Annotated in this window: 17 protein-coding genes; 9 read left to right on the forward strand and 8 right to left on the reverse strand. The window is 64.3% G+C overall.

Annotated features, from left to right (window positions below; translation table 11 throughout):
- Window positions 1–15 precede the first annotated feature (15 nt).
- Window positions 16–927, forward strand: a complete 912-nt coding sequence (locus KJP30_RS07015) for a DMT family transporter (protein ID WP_218448255.1) — start codon at window positions 16–18, stop codon at window positions 925–927.
- A 4-nt stretch (window positions 928–931) separates the two neighbouring features.
- Here the strand turns inward: KJP30_RS07015 and KJP30_RS07020 are convergent, their stop codons facing one another.
- Both KJP30_RS07020 and KJP30_RS07025 read right to left on the reverse strand, forming a co-directional pair.
- On the reverse strand, window positions 932–1,669 hold the full coding sequence (locus KJP30_RS07020) for an SDR family oxidoreductase (RefSeq protein WP_218448256.1): 738 nt from the start codon (window positions 1,667–1,669) through the stop codon (window positions 932–934).
- Window positions 1,670–1,767: 98 nt separating this feature from the next.
- Window positions 1,768–3,549 carry an IlvD/Edd family dehydratase gene (locus KJP30_RS07025; RefSeq protein WP_218448257.1) on the reverse strand — a complete coding sequence of 594 codons (1,782 nt, stop codon included), beginning with the start codon at window positions 3,547–3,549 and terminating at the stop codon, window positions 1,768–1,770.
- A gap of 147 nt (window positions 3,550–3,696) precedes the next feature.
- Here KJP30_RS07025 and KJP30_RS07030 point away from each other — a divergent pair, with 147 nt between their 5' ends.
- Together KJP30_RS07030 and KJP30_RS07035 are read left to right on the forward strand one after the other, a co-directional pair.
- Window positions 3,697–4,188 (forward strand): hypothetical protein, encoded by a 492-nt coding sequence (locus KJP30_RS07030; RefSeq protein ID WP_218448258.1) that lies wholly within the window; start codon window positions 3,697–3,699, stop codon window positions 4,186–4,188.
- A 26-nt stretch (window positions 4,189–4,214) separates the two neighbouring features.
- On the forward strand, window positions 4,215–4,913 hold the full coding sequence (locus tag KJP30_RS07035) for an RraA family protein (RefSeq protein WP_218448259.1): 699 nt from the start codon (window positions 4,215–4,217) through the stop codon (window positions 4,911–4,913).
- A 168-nt stretch (window positions 4,914–5,081) separates the two neighbouring features.
- On the opposite strand, the gene KJP30_RS07040 is transcribed toward KJP30_RS07035, so the two are convergent.
- Complete coding sequence (locus KJP30_RS07040; protein ID WP_218448260.1) at window positions 5,082–5,972, reverse strand: phytanoyl-CoA dioxygenase family protein; 891 nt, start codon at window positions 5,970–5,972, stop codon at window positions 5,082–5,084.
- A gap of 97 nt (window positions 5,973–6,069) precedes the next feature.
- Between KJP30_RS07040 and KJP30_RS07045 the strand changes: the two genes are divergently transcribed.
- Window positions 6,070–7,080 carry a LacI family DNA-binding transcriptional regulator gene (locus tag KJP30_RS07045; RefSeq protein WP_218448261.1) on the forward strand — a complete coding sequence of 337 codons (1,011 nt, stop codon included), beginning with the start codon at window positions 6,070–6,072 and terminating at the stop codon, window positions 7,078–7,080.
- Here KJP30_RS07045 and KJP30_RS07050 read toward each other — a convergent pair.
- On the reverse strand, window positions 7,077–7,997 hold the full coding sequence (locus KJP30_RS07050) for an NAD(P)-dependent oxidoreductase (protein ID WP_218448262.1): 921 nt from the start codon (window positions 7,995–7,997) through the stop codon (window positions 7,077–7,079). The two genes, KJP30_RS07045 and KJP30_RS07050, sit on opposite strands and share 4 nt — an antisense overlap.
- Before the next feature lie 129 nt (window positions 7,998–8,126).
- Here KJP30_RS07050 and KJP30_RS07055 point away from each other — a divergent pair, with 129 nt between their 5' ends.
- The 5 genes from KJP30_RS07055 (at window position 8,127) to KJP30_RS07075 (ending at window position 12,930) form a co-directional block, all read left to right on the forward strand.
- Entirely contained in the window at window positions 8,127–8,816 is a 690-nt protein-coding gene (locus KJP30_RS07055) for a LysE family translocator (RefSeq protein WP_425515699.1), read from the forward strand.
- Complete coding sequence (locus KJP30_RS07060; RefSeq protein ID WP_218448263.1) at window positions 8,806–10,200, forward strand: FAD-binding oxidoreductase; 1,395 nt, start codon at window positions 8,806–8,808, stop codon at window positions 10,198–10,200. The genes KJP30_RS07055 and KJP30_RS07060 overlap by 11 nt, the downstream gene beginning before the upstream one ends.
- Entirely contained in the window at window positions 10,197–11,123 is a 927-nt protein-coding gene (locus KJP30_RS07065) for a sugar kinase (protein WP_218448264.1), read from the forward strand. Before KJP30_RS07060 ends, KJP30_RS07065 begins: the two co-directional genes overlap by 4 nt.
- Window positions 11,120–12,082: a D-erythronate dehydrogenase gene (gene denD / locus KJP30_RS07070; protein ID WP_218448265.1), complete on the forward strand. Its 963-nt coding sequence runs from the start codon at window positions 11,120–11,122 to the stop codon at window positions 12,080–12,082. Before KJP30_RS07065 ends, denD begins: the two co-directional genes overlap by 4 nt.
- 92 nt (window positions 12,083–12,174) lie before the next feature.
- Window positions 12,175–12,930 carry an SDR family NAD(P)-dependent oxidoreductase gene (locus KJP30_RS07075; protein WP_218448266.1) on the forward strand — a complete coding sequence of 252 codons (756 nt, stop codon included), beginning with the start codon at window positions 12,175–12,177 and terminating at the stop codon, window positions 12,928–12,930.
- 181 nt (window positions 12,931–13,111) lie between these two features.
- Here KJP30_RS07075 and KJP30_RS07080 read toward each other — a convergent pair whose 3' ends face one another.
- The 4 genes from KJP30_RS07080 to KJP30_RS07095 form a co-directional block, all read right to left on the reverse strand.
- The gene (locus KJP30_RS07080) at window positions 13,112–14,188 is read right to left on the reverse strand and encodes a PLP-dependent cysteine synthase family protein (protein ID WP_218448267.1); all 1,077 of its coding nucleotides are present in this window, start codon (window positions 14,186–14,188) and stop codon (window positions 13,112–13,114) included.
- A 76-nt stretch (window positions 14,189–14,264) separates the two neighbouring features.
- Window positions 14,265–14,798, reverse strand: a complete 534-nt coding sequence (locus KJP30_RS07085; protein WP_218448268.1) for a flavodoxin domain-containing protein — start codon at window positions 14,796–14,798, stop codon at window positions 14,265–14,267.
- Between the two features lie 96 nt (window positions 14,799–14,894).
- Window positions 14,895–15,842 (reverse strand): 2-hydroxyacid dehydrogenase, encoded by a 948-nt coding sequence (locus KJP30_RS07090; RefSeq protein WP_218448269.1) that lies wholly within the window; start codon window positions 15,840–15,842, stop codon window positions 14,895–14,897.
- A 15-nt stretch (window positions 15,843–15,857) separates the two neighbouring features.
- Window positions 15,858–17,027, reverse strand: a complete 1,170-nt coding sequence (locus tag KJP30_RS07095; RefSeq protein ID WP_218448270.1) for a pyridoxal phosphate-dependent aminotransferase — start codon at window positions 17,025–17,027, stop codon at window positions 15,858–15,860.
- Window positions 17,028–17,162 lie beyond the last annotated feature (135 nt).

Consider the following 17,162-nt stretch of genomic DNA (forward strand, 5'->3'; position numbering starts at 1 on the left):
GATTGCGCCCAAGATATGTCCGAAGCCAAACCCCGCGAAGACCGCACCGCCGCCGGTGTCCTGCTGATGGCCCTCGCGGTCGTCGGCTTCACCTGTATCGACAGTTCGGCCAAATGGCTGATCGTCGGCGGAATGCCCGCGCTCCAGGTGGTCTTTGCCCGCTACACCGGGCATTTCCTCGTCGCCACGGCGATCTATGCCGCGCAAGAGGGGCGCGGCGCCTTCGTCTCGAACGCGCCCTGGCGGCAACTCTTGCGCAGCCTCTTCCTGCTGGGCAGCACCGTCTGCAATTTCACCGCGCTGCAGTTCCTGCCGATCACCGTGACCACCACGATCATGTTCGCCGGCCCCATCGTCGTCACCCTGCTGGCGATCCCGATCCTCGGCGAAACCGTCGGCCTGCGCCGCATCATCGCCGTCTGCGTCGGCTTCATCGGCGTGATCGTGGTGATGCAGCCCTGGGGGGTCAGCTTTCACCCCGCCATGTTCCTCTCGCTTATCGCGCTCTGCATGGCGGCGCTCTATTTCATCATGACCCGCCTGCTGGCCGGGATCGAAGGAAATGCAACGCAGCAAATCTGGTCCAGCGGCTTTGCCGCGCTGGCCCTGCTGCCTTTTGTGCTGACCGGCTGGGTCTGGCCGCAGGGCAGCGGCTGGATCGCCTTTGTCCTGATCGGCATCTTTGGTGCCAGCGGCCATATCGCGGCCGTCACGGCACACCGCTGGGCCGATGCCTCGATCCTCGCGCCGGTGATCTACATCCAGATCTTCCTCGCCGCGCTGGCTGGCGTGCTGCTCTTCGACACATGGCCCACGATCTGGACACTGGGCGGAGGGGCGATCATCATCGCCTCCGGCCTTTATATCTGGCAACGCGAACGGGCCGTCCGGGGCCGTGTCCGGCGCCCGGTGCCCAGCACGCGCTGAACGGTCAGCCGCGCCCGATATAAGGCATGGCCGAGGCCATCACCGTCATGAACTGCACGTTCGCCTCCAGAGGCAAAGACGCCATGTGCAGCACCGAAGACGCCACGTTCGACACATCCATCACCGGTTCGACAGCGATGGACCCATCCGCCTGCGGCACGCCCTTGGTCATCTTCTCGGCCATGTCGGTCAGCGTATTGCCGATGTCGATCTGCCCGCAGGCGATGTTGTAAGGCCGCCCGTCCAGCGACAAGGATCGCGTCAGCCCGGTGATCGCATGTTTCGACGCCGTATAAGGCGCCGATCCCCAACGCGGCACATAGGCCGAAACCGAGCCATTGTTGATGATCCGCCCGCCCATCGGCTCTTGCCGCCGCATCCGGCCAAAAGCCGCCCGCGCACAAATGAACGACCCGGTCACATTGATGTCGATGCAGCGCCGCCAATCCTCGACGCTGATCTCGTCCACCGGGCCGCCCATGACGGACACCCCGGCATTGTTGAACAACACGTCGATCCGGCCCCATTCGGCCATGGCCTTGTCAAAGGCCGCGTCGACCTGCGCCTCGTCCACCACGTCACAAGGCAAACCCAGCGCGTTGTCATGGCTGTCGGCCATCTCCGCCACGGTTTCGGGCGTCCGGCCAACGATGCCAACCTTCCACCCCGCCGCCAGAAACGCCTCGGCGCAGGCCTTGCCGATGCCGCGCGCACCGCCCGTAATGATGATCGTTTGCGCCATGGCGCACCCCTCCCGTTTTCTTCTGTCCAAAAATATCCCGGGGGAGCGCCGCAGGCGCGGGGGCAGCGCCCCCTCTTCCCCCCTGCGTCGAAACCGCCTCAGTGATTGTCCCGCGGCAGATCCTTGGCAATCCGCTGGTAGGCCGTGGCCAGTTCCAGACAGCCGCCATCGCCCAACTGCCCCACATGGGTGCGATAGATCTCCTGCCATGGGGTCTGGCTCTTGATCTCCGGCGCCTCCCATGCGTCGATCCGCGCCTGCCATTCCGCCGCATCCACCAGCGCATCCATACGGCTGGCATTCAGGTCCAGCCGGACCCGGTCGCCGCTGCGCAGGTGCGCCAGCCCGCCGCCCACAACCGACTCGGGTGAGGCATTCAGGATCGACGGACTTTCCGAAGTGCCGGACTGCCGCCCGTCCCCCACGGTCGGCAGATGGTTGATCCCCGCCTTGATCAAAGCATCTGGCGGCTGCATGTTTACCACCTCGGCCGAGCCGGGATAGCCCACGCACCCCACCCCACGGATAAACAGCACCGTTTCCTCGTCGATTCCCAGCGCGGCATCGTTGATCCGGTCGTGGTAATCTTCGGGGCCTTCGAATACCACGGCCCTGGCTTCAAAGACCCCTTCACTGCCGGGTTTCGACAGGAACCGCTGCCGGAAATCCTCTGAGATCACGCTGGTCTTCATCAGCGCGCTGTCGAACAAGTTCCCCGACAGCACCTTGAACCCGGCATTGGTCCGCATCGGACTGTCGTACCGCTTGATCACATCGGTATCCAGACTGTCGCAACCGGCCAGGTTCGCGCCCATGCTGTTGCCCGTGGCGGTCATCGCATCAACGTGCAACCGTCCCGCCGCCATCAATTCGCCCATGACCGCGGGCACGCCGCCCGCACGGAAAAAGCTCTCTCCCAGATATTCGCCCGCCGGCTGCATGTTCACCAGCAAGGGCACGTCAAAGCCGATGGTCTCCCAATCCTTGACGTTCAGGTCCACCCCGGCATGGCGCGCAATCGCCTGAAGATGCGGCGGCGCATTGGTCGATCCGCCAATGGCGGTATTCACCACGATGGCGTTTTCAAAGGCCTCGCGTGTCAGAATGTCCGAGGGTTTCAGATCTTCATAGACCATCTCGACGATGCGCTGCCCGGTCTCATAGGCCATGGCCATGCGCTCGCGGAAGGGCGCGGGGATCGCGCTCGACCCGGTCAGGGTCATGCCCAGCGCCTCGGACATGGCGTTCATCGTGCTGGCCGTGCCCATGGTGTTGCAATGGCCCAGAGAAGGGGCCGAGGAACAGACCCGCGCCATGAACTCCTCGTAATCGATCTTGCCCTCGGCCAGCAGGCGGCGGCTTTCCCAGACAATCGTGCCCGACCCGGCGCGCTTGCCCTTCCACCATCCGTCCAGCATCGGCCCGCCGTTCAGCCCGATGGCGGGGATGTCCACCGTCGCCGCGCCCATCAGCATGGCAGGCGTGGTCTTGTCACATCCGGTGGTCAGCACCACCCCGTCGATGGGATAGCCGTGCAACACCTCGACAAGGCTCAGATAGGCAAGGTTGCGGTCCAGCGCCGCGGTAGGCCGCTTGCCTGTCTCCTGAATCGGGTGAACGGGAAACTCCATCGGGATGCCGCCCGCCTCGCGGATGCCCGCCTTGATCCGGTCCATCAGGAACACGTGGATCTTGTTGCAGGGGGCCAGATCGCTGCCGGTATTGGCAATGCCGATGATCGGTTTTTCGCCCTGCAATTCCTCGCGGGTAAAGGCCTGGTTCTGATACCGCTCGACGTAGAGCGCGGTCATGCCCGGGTTGTTGGGATTGTCGAACCACTCCTGCGAGCGGAACCGCTTGTTGGCGCGCGTATCGGACATTGACCTCTCCCTTTGGCATGCCCGCTGATTCCCGCGGGTCTGTCGGCTTGTGAAAGCATTTCAATTTGGTATACCAAATGCAAGCCACCTCGCAGGAGGCAAGGCAACCGAGGGCGCAAACCGCCCCATTCCGGGAGGAATTTTCAAATGAGAGACCGCCTCGCCGCCTGTCTCGCGGCCCTCTGCCTGCTTGCCCCGGCCCTGCCCGCGCAAGCCGATCCGCGGCTGGATCTCGACAGCGTTCAGACCTGTCTCGATACCGCGCTGGAACTGGGCAAGAAACCCACAGGCTGCGTCGATGCCGCCCATGCACCTTGCCTGCAAATCTCGCCGGAAACACCCGCCGTCGCAGGTCTTTGCTTTTCGGATGCGCGGCAGGAATGGTCCGACGCCATCGGCACCCGCATGTCCGAGTTGAGCGCAAATGCCCCCGAAAGGATCGCCGCGCTGGCGGGGATCGAGGTGAAATACGATCTGCTCTCCTCGCTGGTGCAATGTGACCGGATGGAGGAACTGGCCCTGCTACGCGAACTCCCCGCCGCCGAGATCCAGTTGCAAAAGGCACGCTGTACCGCGACCGCCTCGGGGCTGGCTTATATCCGCCTGCTCTGGCGCCTGCCCGATCCCGAAGCCGAATAACATACGCCCCCAAAGGAGACAGATCCATGATCGGAGAACCGCCCCGCCTGACCATCGTCAAAGGCGCGCCCCGCCCGACCAAGGCGCAGATCGAAGCCCTGCAAGGCGTTGAAACCGCCTTCCTGTGTGACGCCATGGGCGGCATGGGCGCAATGGCCACCCCCGTCGCACCCATAGGGTTCGGTCGCGATCTTGACTGTCACGCCGTGGGTCCGGCCCTCGTAGCCGACAGCGGACCCTCCGACATCATCGCAACACTTGCAGCGGTGAACCTGCTGACGCCGGGCGATGTCGTCGTCCACGCCGCACACGGGTATCAAGGCTCTGCCACCATCGGGGATCAACTCTCGGGTATGCTGAAAAACGCCGGCGCTGCGGGCTTTGTCACCGATGGGCCGATGCGCGACTACGCCGGTATCGTCTCCGCCGGACTGCCTGCATGGTGCACCGGGCTCAACCCCAACTCACCCTTCACCTCCGGCCCTGGGACATTGGGCGGACGCGCCGTCGTAGGTGGCTGCGCGGTCGCCACCGGCGACATGATCGTCGCCGACCGCAACGGCGTCGTGGTGATCCCCTACGCCGACATCGACAAGGTGATCGCCCGGGTTCAAGATGTCCAGAAACTCGAATCCGAACTGGAAACCAAGGTCAAGGATGGCTTCTGCGCACCGCTCGACATCGACGCCATGCTGGCAGACGGCTCGGCGGTAGAAACCGGGTAAAGGGGGCTCTGCCCCCCGGCTCTTCGAGCCTCCCCCCGAGGTATTTCAAAACCAAAGAAGCAAGCGCAGGCCCCACCCTTCTTTGGTTCTTAAAATACCTCGGGGGAGTCGACCGAAGGGCGACGGGGGCAGAGCCCCCGCAACGTCTGGATGCAATAGAGTCCCCAGTCATGCAAAGGCGCTTTTTGCGCCGCCGCTTTGCTGCGTCTTGAAGATCGAACTATTGTCCACGGCCGGTGGCAAGGGCATACGCACTGGCACCTGCGCCAGTCGTGGCTCAAGAGCAAGTTGGCCGGTGATCAGGCGATCTTGCAGGTCATCCCAGAACCTACGTTGTCCCAGCGAGTGGATATAGCTCGAGGCCCCGAGCAGGGGCCAGGCGTCGGCAGCAGCGCATTCGTAGAACAGGATCTTGCGCGCACGCTCCGAAACGTTGGGTGCCGAACCATGCAGCATCCGCACGTGATGCACCGTCATGTCGCCGGCCTTGCCCGTCAGCGTCACGATCTTGTCCTTTTCAAACAAGGGATCCTCCGGGTTGATCGCACCGCAGAAGGTTCCGTTTGCATGGTGGCTCAGCACCGGGCCCTTGTGCGTTCCCGGGATCACCAGCAGGGGGCCGTTTTCCTCCGTCACGTCCTCCAGCATCAGCCCCACGGCAAGCAGTGTGTCATTTGTGGCTGGGTAAAAAGCCCAGTCCTGATGCCATTCCACCGCCGCCCCGCCACCCGGCGCCTTGCAGTTCAGCTTGGCCGTGTTCAGCACAGTGTCCGGCCCGAGCAGATCGTTCAGTACCCGCGTCACCCCCGAGTGTTTGAGAATGCGGTCATAGACCGGGTGTTGCTTGTGCGGCAGTTTGATCCGGGTCAGGCGCGGTTGGTCTGGCGTATGCCCCTTGTCCAGATCGAACCGTTCGTCGCTTTGGCTGACCTCGCGCGATTGGTTGATCAGCGCCTCTGTCACCGATTGCAGTTCGGCCAGTTCCTCTGGCGTGACCACCTGTTCAACCTTGAGATAGCCGTTCTGGTCATAAAATTCCTTTTGAGTCTGGCTCAGCATTGCGCGTCTCCTCCCTGAATTGCATTGATGGTATCGATACCATTGCTTGCGTGGTATCGATACCATCCTATGATCGCCCCTGTCAAAGGGGACGATGATGAGCGATCAGAGAAAATGGGTGACCATGGGCGATGTCGCCCGTCACGCCGGCGTCGGCAAGATCACGGTCAGCCGCGCCCTGCGCACCCCTTCCAAGGTCAGCCCCGCGACCCTTGAAAAGATTCAGCAAGCCGTGATGGCCCTGGGCTACGTGCGGGATGAAACCGCCGGTGCGCTGTCCTCACAACGTTCGCGCATCGTGGGCGCATTGGTCTCGACGCTGGAACAGCCGGTCTTTGCCTCGACCATTCGCGGGCTTGAGGAAGGGTTGAGCGCGGGTGGGTTGCAGTTGCTGCTGGGCAGCACCCGGTACGAGCCGGAGAAAGAGGCGCTGATGGTCTCGACGCTCTTGGGGCGGCGGCCCGATGCGCTGATCCTGACCAGCACGCAGCACAGGAATGACACCCGCCGCCTGCTGGAAAATGCCGGTATCCCGGTGATCGAGCTATGGGAATTGCCGCAGAGGCCAATCTTTGCAGCGGTCGGGTTTTCCAACCGGGCCGCCATGGCGGACCTGACCGGGCATCTTTTGCGTCACGGCCGCCGACGCCCCGCCTTTCTGCGGACGGACCGCGCCAACGACCCCCGCGCAGATCAGCGCGAGGCAGGCTATCGCGCCGCCCTTGGCGAACTGCCCCCGCGCGTGCATTTCGTCCCGCCCGAAGACGACCGCACGGGGCCGGATTTCGGGGCGCGCGGGCTGACCGAGGTGCTGGAGCGCTGGCCCGATACAGATGCGGTGATCTGCGTCAGCGATGCTTTGGCCGTGGGCGCGATCTGTGAAGCGCGGCGGCGCGGTCTGGACGTGCCGGGGGCTCTGGCCGTGACCGGCTTTGGCGACACCGACGTGGCAGGTGCTTCGGCGCTGGACCTGACAACCGTGCGCATCGACGGTGCCGCGATCGGACAAGCGGCGGCACGACTGACCCTTGCCGCCACCGCCGATCAGCCGCTGCCGGAAAAGATCATCGACATCGGCTATACCCTGATGCGCCGCGCGACGGGTTAACGCCCTTTGCCGGTCTCCTCTTCCAGGTCCAGCCCGTTCATCCGCGCGATGTGATCAGAGATCCACGGCACATAGTCCTCGGCGAACCCCTGAGCCTCGACCTGGGTGAAATACTGCCGCGTTGCCGACAGCATCAGCGTCAGCGCCCCGGCCTCGGCAGCCATGGCATTGGCATAGCGCACGTCTTTGGAGGCATTGGCGATCGAGAACTTATGCGCATCGCGGTTCCGGTTTACCGCGTAATCCATGAAGGTATCGAAGAAACCGTTGCCCAGCCGCGACGATCCGATCACCCGCTGCACCGTCGCGGGCGGAATTCCCACCTTTGCGCCCAGCGCCGTTACCTCGGCATATAGCGCGGCATAGCTCATGGCGATGGAGTTCATGATGAGCTTCATCTTGTGGCCCGCGCCCACGGGGCCCACGTGGTTGATATTGCCCGCCCAACATTCCAGCACCGGCAAGATACGCGCATAGACCTCTGGATCGGCGCCCACCATGGCGTCCAGCGTGCCCTCCTCGGCCTCCCTGGGGGTGCGGCCCAGCGGGGCGTCGACCATATGCCCGCCCTTTTCCGCCAGCTCACCCGCAAGGGTCAGCGTCACGTTTGGGTCCGAGGTCGAACAATCCACCACGATCAGCCCCGTTTTCGCCCCGGCAAGGAGTCCGTCCGGCCCGCGAAAGACGCTTTCCACCTGCGGTGCGTTGCCAAGGCAGATGTGTATCACCTCGCAGGCCTCGGCCATCTCGCGCGGGGTGGCGACCTCGACCGCGCCGCGCCCCACAAGGTCGTCGACCGGTGCGCGGTTGCGGTTGCCTTTGATGACCAGTGGGTGCCCCTTTTCCAGCAGGTTCTTTGCCATGCCATGTCCCATCAGGCCGACCCCGATGAACCCGACCTTTGCCTTTGCCGTCATGCGCTCCCTCCCCTGTGGCGCGACCGGGTGGGACGGCGGGCGGGGCGATGCGGGCCAAAGGACCGCGAGCGGCGTCGCGCCGCTCCCCGCCTGCCGTTGACATTCCCGCCCCGGCTGGTTTCATTGCAAATGGTATACCAAACGGGCCGCCATGCAAGCAGGCCCGAATCCACCCGGGAGGATCACCATGACAGCGACACGGGCACCCGCCCCATGCTGAGTTTTGCGCTGGCGGTCTTTTTCCTGATCATCACCCCCGGCCCCGGCGTCCTGTCGACCGCCGGGCTGGGTGCGGCCTATGGGTTCCGGCCCGGGCTGGCCTATGTGCTGGGCCTGTTCATCGGCACCAACCTCGTGGCGCTGGCGGTGATCTCGGGTCTGGCGGCGGTTGTGCTGTCGGTGCCGGTGATCCGCACGGTGCTGATGGTGGCCTCGATCGGATACCTCGTCTACCTCGCCGCGCGCATCGCCTTCGCCGGCAGCCGCCTCGCCTTTATCGAGGCCAAGGCCCCGCCCGCAGTCCTGTCGGGCATCCTGTTGCAGGCGATCAATCCCAAGGCCTATGCGGTCAACACCACGCTGTTTGCGGGCTTTCCCTTTGCGCCAGAAAACCTGCTGTTCGAAACCGCCGCCAAACTGGTCATCGTCAACGCGATCTGGATCCCGATCCACCTTGGCTGGCTCTATGCCGGGGCCACGCTGCATCGGCTGAACCTGCCTGAGTCCGCCCATCGCAAGATCAACTACGCCATGGCCGCCTCGATGCTGCTGGTCGTGGCCCTTGCCATTTTTGCCGCCGGAGGCACCCATGCCCAATGACGCCGCCATCGCAGAGCTTGCCGCCCTGCTGGGCGACCGCCTGACCACCAGCGCCGCAGACCGCAATCTGCACGGACAGAACGAAACCTATTATCCCGACACGCCGCCCGATGCCGTGGCCTATCCCGAAACCACGCAAGAGGTTTCGCAGATCCTGGCCATCTGCAACCGCCACGCCTGCCCTGTCACCGCCTATGGCGCGGCCAGTTCGCTGGAGGGGCAGCACCTTGCCCTGCACGGCGGGATCAGCCTCGACATGGCGCGCATGAACCGCCTCTTGTCAGTCCAGCCCGAAGATCTGACCTGCACCGTGCAACCAGGGATCACCCGCAAGCAACTGAACGAGGAACTGCGCGCCACCGGTCTTTTCTTCTCGGTCGATCCCGGCGCCGATGCCTCGGTCGGCGGCATGGCGGCCACCCGCGCCTCGGGCACCACCGCCGTGCGCTATGGAACGATCCGCGACAATGTCCTTGGGCTGGAGGCCGTCATGGCCGACGGCACGGTAATCCGCTCGGGCACCCGGGCGCGCAAATCCTCCACCGGCTATGACCTGACCCACCTGCTGATCGGCTCCGAAGGCACGCTGGGCATCATGACCGAACTGACGCTGAAACTGCATGGCACGCCGGAATGCATCACCGCGGCCACCTGCCGCTTTGCGGATGTGCAACAGGCGGTGGCCTGCGTCATCACCACCATCCAATGCGGCATTCCAATGGCCCGGATCGAACTGTTGGACCACATGATGGTGCGGGGGTTCAACGCCTATGCCGACGCCGGCTTGCCGGAAATGCCGCATCTCTTCCTCGAATTCCACGGCGCTCCCGCCGCCGTCGCGGAACAGATGGCCAGCTTCGAAGACATCGCCGGTGAATTCGGTGCCGAGGGCTGGCAGACCGCCACCACGACCGAGGACCGCACCGCGCTCTGGGCGATGCGCCACAATGCGCATTACGCCTCGGCCGCTCTGGGCAAAGGCAAACATATCTGGCCCACCGATGTCTGTGTCCCGATCTCGCATCTGGCCGAGGCGGTGGCGCAGTCGCAGGCCGATGCAGAGCGCCTTGGCCTGACCGCCACCATCGTCGGCCATGTGGGCGACGGCAATTTCCATGCGGGCCTGTCGGTCGATCCGCAAGACCCCGACGAAATGGCCCGCGCGCATGAATTCACCCACGCGCTGGGTGAAACCGCCCTGCGCCTTGGCGGAACGGTTTCGGGCGAACATGGCATTGGCATAGGCAAACAAAGCTTTATGAAAGCCGAGCACGGCGCGGCATTGTCCTACATGTCCGCCATCAAACAGGCCTTCGATCCCAAAGGCATTCTCAACCCGGGCAAGCTTTTGCCCGCAGACCTCCAAGCAAAGGCAGCTGAATGACCCGCTTTCTGTCCCTCGGCGAAATCATGGTGGAAATGGCCCCCGCCCCCGAAAACCCCGGCCTCTATCGGCTGGGCTACGCGGGCGATACCTTCAACACCGCGTGGTATGCGCGCCGCCTGCTGCCCGCGACCTGGACGGTCAGCTATGGCACCGTCCTCGGCGAAGACGCCATGTCCGACGATCTGGCCCGGTTCATCGGCGCACAGGGCCTGTCAAACGACGCCCTGCGCCGCACCCCGGACCGCACCGCCGGCCTTTACATGATCCAGACACGGGACGGCGAACGCAGCTTTTCCTACTGGCGCGGCCAATCCGCCGCCAAGCTGCTGGCCGACGATCCCGACTGGCTGGACCAGATCCTTGCGGATCGTGCGATGATCCAGTTCTCGGGCATCTCGCTGGCCATCCTCGCACCCGAGGCGCGCAAGACGCTCTGCGCCGCGCTGGGTCGGGCCCGGGCCGCCGGAGCCCATGTGGCCTTTGACACCAACCTGCGTCCCCGCCTGTGGGAAAGCGCCGAAGCCATGCGCTCGGGCCTGTTGATGGGGGCCAGTGTCTCGGACACGGTCCTGCCCAGCTTCGACGAGGAACAACTGGCCTTCGGCGACGCCAGCCCCGAAGACACGGTCCAGCGCTACCGCGCCTCCGGTGCCACCTGCGTGGTAATCAAGAACGGCGGCGCGCCCTGTCACGGCTGGTCCGAAACCGACGGCACCGTCACCACCACACCGCCAACCGTCGCCCGTATCGTCGACAGCACCGCCGCCGGCGACAGCTTTGGCGCGGGCTTCCTCGCTGCGCGCGCCACGGGCGCTTCGCTGGCCACCGCCATGACCCGCGCCGCGGCCCTGGCAGCACAGGTCATCCAGCACCCCGGCGCGCTGGCGCCGCAGATCTTCGAAACAGGAGAACCCGCATGAATATCCTCATCATCGGCGGCGCAGGGCTGATCGGCCAGAAACTCGCCCGCGCCCTCGCCGAACGCGGCACCCTGCGCGGCAAGACGATCTCACGCATGGTGCTGGCCGACGTGATCAACCCCGCCGAGATCGTCGCCCCCTTCGAGGTCCGATACCAATCCTGCGACATCACCGATGCCGCCTCGGTACAGCAAATGATCCCGCAGGACACCGATGTGATCTACCTGCTGGCCGCCGTGGTCTCCGCCCATGCGGAACAGGATTTCGACTTTGGCTACAAGGTCAATATGCAAGGCACGCTGAACGTGCTGGAACGCGCCCGCGCCCTTGGCACGCAACCGGTGCTGGTCTTCACCTCCTCTATCGCCGTCTACGGAGGCGAGGTTCCCCAACCCTTCACCGATGACAGCCTTCTCAATCCGCAGATCAGCTACGGCACGCAAAAAGCCATCGGCGAACTGTTGGTAAATGACTACTCACGCCGGGGCTTCATCGACGGACGCGGCTTCCGCCTGCCGACCATCTCGGTCAGACCCGGCAAGCCGAACCGCGCAGCGTCGGGCTTCATGTCCTCGATCTTCCGCGAACCGCTTCAGGGCCAGACCGCCAACTGCCCGGTCGACCCGGATTTCCACCACTTCTACCTCAGCCCGCGAAAATGCGTGGAAAACCTCGTCAAAGGGGCCGAGATCCCGCGCGAAGACCTTGGCCTGAACCACTGCATGACCATGCCCGGCCGCATGTGGACCATCGCCCAGATGATCGACGCCATGACCGCGGTGGCAGGCCCCGAACCCGCCAAACTCATCACCTGGAACCCGCAACCGGAAATCGCCGGGATCCTGAAAGGCTGGCGCAATGACATCCGCCCCGAAAAGGCGCTGCACCTCGGCCTAGAACCCGACGACAGCTTCGAGGACAATATCCGCCATTTCCTTCAGGACGACCTGCCCGCCTGATCCCCGCCCTTCTTCTGTCTTCAAATATCCCGGGGGGAGGCTCGCAGAGCCGGGGGGCAGCGCCCCCTCCCCATCAACCACGGAGCGCCACAATGCCAGAATTCGCCATCTATCCCAGCCTCAAGGGCAAGACCGTCTTCATCACCGGCGGCGCCTCGGGCATCGGCCTTGAAATGGTCAAGGCCTTTGCCGCACAGGGCGCGCGCACCGGGTTCGTCGATTTCAACCGAGAGGCGGGCGAAGCGCTGGCCGCGGAAACCCTGGGCGAGATTGCCTTTGAATACTGCGACCTGCGCGACATCGACCAGTTGAAAACCGCCTTTGCCGCGCTGGCCGCCAAGCTCGGTCCGGCCACGGTGCTGGTCAACAATGCCGCCCGCGACGACCGCCACAGCTGGGAAGAGGTCACGCCCGAGTATTGGGACGAGAGGATGCAGACCAACCTGCGCCACATGTTCTTTGCCATTCAGGCTGTGGCGCCGGGCATGATCGCCGCCGGTGGCGGGTCGATCATCAACATGGGATCGAACAGCTGGTGGGAAGCTGGCGGCGGCATGCCTGCCTATACAACCGGCAAATCCGCCGTACATGGCCTGACCCGGACCATGGCCCGCGATCTGGGCGACCACCGCATCCGCGTCAATGCCATCGTACCCGGCTGGATCATGACCGAACGGCAAAAGGAGCTTTGGGTGACGCCCGACGCGATCGAGAAACACCGCCAGCGTCAGTGCCTGCCCGACCTGATCGAACCGGTCTATCTGGCGCGGATGGCGCTGTTCCTTGCCTCGGACGACAGCGCCATGTGCACCGCCAATAACTACATGGTCGAGGCAGGCTCTATCTGAGGCGGCGCCACCGCTTTGCCGCAGGCGAAGCGAGGGAGCTTTGCCCCCTCTGCGCGTTCCGCGCATTCACCCCCAGAGTATTTCTCCCAAGAAGAAGCACAGGGACGAACGGGCGACGGGGTTTTGTCCTGTCGTCCCTGCGTGGGGGCGGACACCGTGGAAGGCTCCGCGCCCGGTGGCGTTATTCTGCTGCCATCTGCGCCGTGGGGGTCGAGAGCGAGATTGCCATTTCCTCTTCGGTCATGCCTTCCTCGACCCCTTCGAAGAGCGGGGTCGACAGGTAGCGTTCGCCGGTATCGGGCAGCATGATCAGGATGGTCGACCCGGCGGGTGCCTGTTCCGCCACCTGCATGCCGACCGCAAAGCTGGCCCCGCCCGAGATGCCGGTGAAGATTCCTTCTTCGGCGGCAAGGCGGCGCGACCATGCGATTCCGTCCGGACCCGCCACCGGCAGAAGTTCGTCGAAATATCCTTTGTCGATGCTTTCCTGCAGCACCCACGGGATGAAATCCGGGGTCCAGCCCTGGATCGGGTGCGGTTCGAAATTCGGGTGGCCTTCGGTTGGCTGATGGGCCGCGTTGCGGGTGTTCACATAGCCCGACCCGACAATGGCGGCATTGGCGGGTTCGCTGAGGATGATCCTTGTCCCGGGGCTTTCCTTGCGCAGCACGCGGGCCACACCGGTGACGGTGCCGCCGGTGCCATAGCCGGTCACGAAGTAATCGAGCTTGTCATCCGCGAAATCGGCAAGGATTTCGCGCGCCGTGGTGCTTTCGTGGATGTCGGCATTGGCCTCTGTTTCGAACTGGCTGGCAAGGAACCAGCCATTGGTTTCCGCCAGTTCCTTGGCCTTGGAATACATGCCGAAGCCCTTCAGCCCCTTGGGTGTCAGCACCACCTTGGCGCCGAGAAAGCGCATCAGCCGCCGCCGTTCCACGGAAAAGCTTTCGGCCATGGTCACCACCAGCGGATAGCCCTTGGCCGCGCAGACCATGGCCAGCCCGATGCCGGTGTTGCCGCTTGTGGCCTCGACCACGGTCTGGCCCGGTTTCAGCGCGCCGGATCGTTCCGCCGCCTCGATGATATTGACGGCCAGCCGGTCCTTGACCGAACCGGCGGGGTTGAAGGCTTCGAACTTGACGTAGACGTTCACGCCCTCGGGCGCGATACGGTTGATGCGGATCGCCGGCGTGTTGCCGATCGTGTCCAGCACGCTGTCATAGCGGCGTCCCCGGCCTTCGGTGCTGCGTTGTGTCATGGCGGTCTCCCTGGGTTCGGCCCTGTCTGGCCCCTGTCCGTAGCCAGACTATCAGATTCGCCGCAACAGGCAGAGCTTAGGCCGCCGGGGTCATCCAGTTGTCCAGCGCCTGCCCCAGAGCGGTCCAATCGGTGTATTCGTGATCGGCGTCCAGATCCGCCTGCGGGTCCTTGGCGGCCACGATCCGGCGCATGACGAACCGGCGAAAGATGTCATATTGCGACGGCTTATAAGCACCGGCCACTTGCAGAACCTTGCCGGGGGTCCAACTGGTCACCAGCGCGAAATCCTGCATGATCCGATCCAGATCTGCCCAATCCTCGGCATCGTGACCGGCCGCCGCCAGCGAGACCGACAGGAACAGGGTCTGCGGCCGCGACAGGAAACCGGCCTGTTCCGCCACGAAGTCCCCCATGTCGTGCTGGTAGTGGCCCACATGGACCGAGGCTGCGAGGATGATCCGGTCGTACCTCGACAGGTCGAGGCCATCGGCCTCGGCCACCGGCAGCAATTCAACCGCGTGCCCCTGATCGGCAAGGCGATCCATCACGAAACGGGCGATCTTGCGGGTCTGTCCCTCACCCGTGGCGTAGGCAATCAGAATTTTCATAGATATTCCTCCGAACAATGTCCGGAGGATGACGCGGCGTCGCCCGCCGCGCCTTGACCGAGGTCATGTTTCACCGCCCGCCGGGCGCGCAGGGCCTTAGTTGACCGGCGTCACCAGCGGTTTGCCTTCGAGAAAGGCCGCGACATTGGCCAGTTGCAGTTCTGCCATGGCGGTGCGTGTCTCCACGCTGCCAGAACCTTGATGCGGTTGCAGAACAACGTTGTCCAGTTTCAGGAAACGCGGGTCGATATTGGGTTCGTTTTCGAACACATCCAGCCCCGCACCCGCAATGGCACCGGATTCCAGCGCATCCAGCAATGCGCCTTCGTCGATGGTGGTCCCGCGCGAGATATTGACGACGACGCCACGCGGCCCCAGCGCCTCGATCGCCTCGCGTGTCACATGGCCCTTGGTGTCCGGTCCGCCGACCAGCGCGATCACCAGGAAATCCACCGCCTTGGCGAGCGAAACCACGTCCTGATGCCAAGTCCAGCCCGGCGTCTCTTTTTCAGAGCGCGAAGTATAGTGGATCTCGCATTTGAAGGCGGCCAGACGGTCGGCGATCTCGCGCCCGATGCGGCCCAGCCCGACGATGCCCACGGTCGACCCGGACACCTTTCGGTTCAGCGGGATCTCTCCTTCGGCGGCCCAGCGGCCCGAGGCCACATGCGCGTGGCCGCGGATCATGGTGCGCGCCTGTGCCAAAAGCATCGCCACGGCAAGATCGGCCACGTCGTCCGACAGGACGTCAGGCGTGTTGGTCACGGCAATGTTGCGCGCGCTGGCCGCGCCCACGTCGATGGCATCATAGCCCACGCCGTAGTTGGCGATCACGCCAAGCTGCGGGAACAGGTCCATCTGATCGGGGCCAAAGGGCGCGTGGCCCTTGTAGGCCACCGCGCGGATGCTGGCACGCAGGCTTTCGTCCAGCCCGGCCATTTCGTCCGGCCCTTCGACAAAGGCCGCCGGATAGGCCCCGCTCAGCCGGTCCCGTTCATCGGGCTTGAAGCTCTTGCCACAGATCAGCAGTTGCGTATCGCTCATGTCCCTGCCCTTTCGTCACAGAAGTTTGCGGATGCGCGACAGCGCCTCCAGGATGTTCTCGGTTGAGTTGGCGTAGGAAAACCGCAGGTATCCTTCGCCCCATGCCCCGAACGACGTCCCCGCCACCGTGGCCACGCCGGCCTCTTCGAGGAACCGGGTTTCCGCCTGTTTCGAGGTCATCCCCGTGCCCTCGACATTCGGGAAGGCATAAAAGGCGCCCGCCGCATCGGCGCAGCGGACACCGGGCAGCGCGTTCAGTTCGCGCACGATGACCTCGCGGCGCGCGTCAAAGGCGGCGACCATGTCGCGCACCGCGTCCTGCGGCCCTTCCAGCGCGGCAATGGCGGCATATTGCGTCGCCGCGTTCACGCAGGAATGGTCATTGATGCAAAGCCGCGTGGCATGATCGACCAGCGCGTCGGGCCAGACCGCGTAGCCGATCCGCCAGCCGGTCATGGCGTAGGTCTTGGACCAGCCGTCCAACAGGATCAGCCGGTCGCGGATTTCCGGGTAGTTCAGCAACGAGACATGCTCGCGCCCGCCATAAAGCATGTTGGAATAGATCTCGTCCGACATCAGCGCCACCTGCGGGTGGTCCTGAAGACCGGCCACCAGCTTGTCGATCTCTTCCTTGGGGGTCACGCCGCCGGTGGGGTTGGCGGGAGAGTTGATGATGATCAGCCGCGTCTTGTCAGTGATCTGGCCCAGCACCTCGTCGGCGGAAAAGGCGAAATCGTTTTCCTCTTTCAGCGCGATCGGCACAGGGGTGGCACCGGAATACTTGATGACCGACTCGTAGATCGGGAAACCGGGGTTGGGATACATGATCTCTGCCCCCGGTTCGCCGAACATCAGCACGGCAAAGAACATGGTGGGCTTGCCGCCGGGCACGACCACCACGTTGTCGGGGTTCACCTCTGCCCCGTGGCGGCGGTGCAGATCGGCCGCCACCGCCTGCCGCAGCGCCGGAATGCCATTGGCAGGGGTATAGCCGTGGTGCCCATCGCGCAGCGCCTTGATCCCGGCCTCGACGATATGATCCGGCGTGGCGAAATCCGGCTGGCCGATGCCAAGGTTGATGATGTCCCGCCCCTCGGCGGCCAGCTTGCCCGCCCGCGCCAGCACCACAAAGGCCGATTCCGTGCCAAGCCGCGACATGCCCGCCGCCAGTTTCAACTCGCTCATTGGTCCCTCCCCCGGCGCCGCGGGCGCCCTGCATTGGCGTTTTGGTATACCAAACCGGGGGCAAGGAAAAGCCGATAACCCGGCCACGGTCCGCCGCTCACGCGATTGACTCGCCGCCCCCAGATTGTTTACAAG

This window comes from Antarctobacter sediminis (assembly GCF_019218285.1).
In the GTDB taxonomy this organism is placed as follows: Bacteria; Pseudomonadota; Alphaproteobacteria; order Rhodobacterales; family Rhodobacteraceae; genus Antarctobacter; species Antarctobacter sediminis.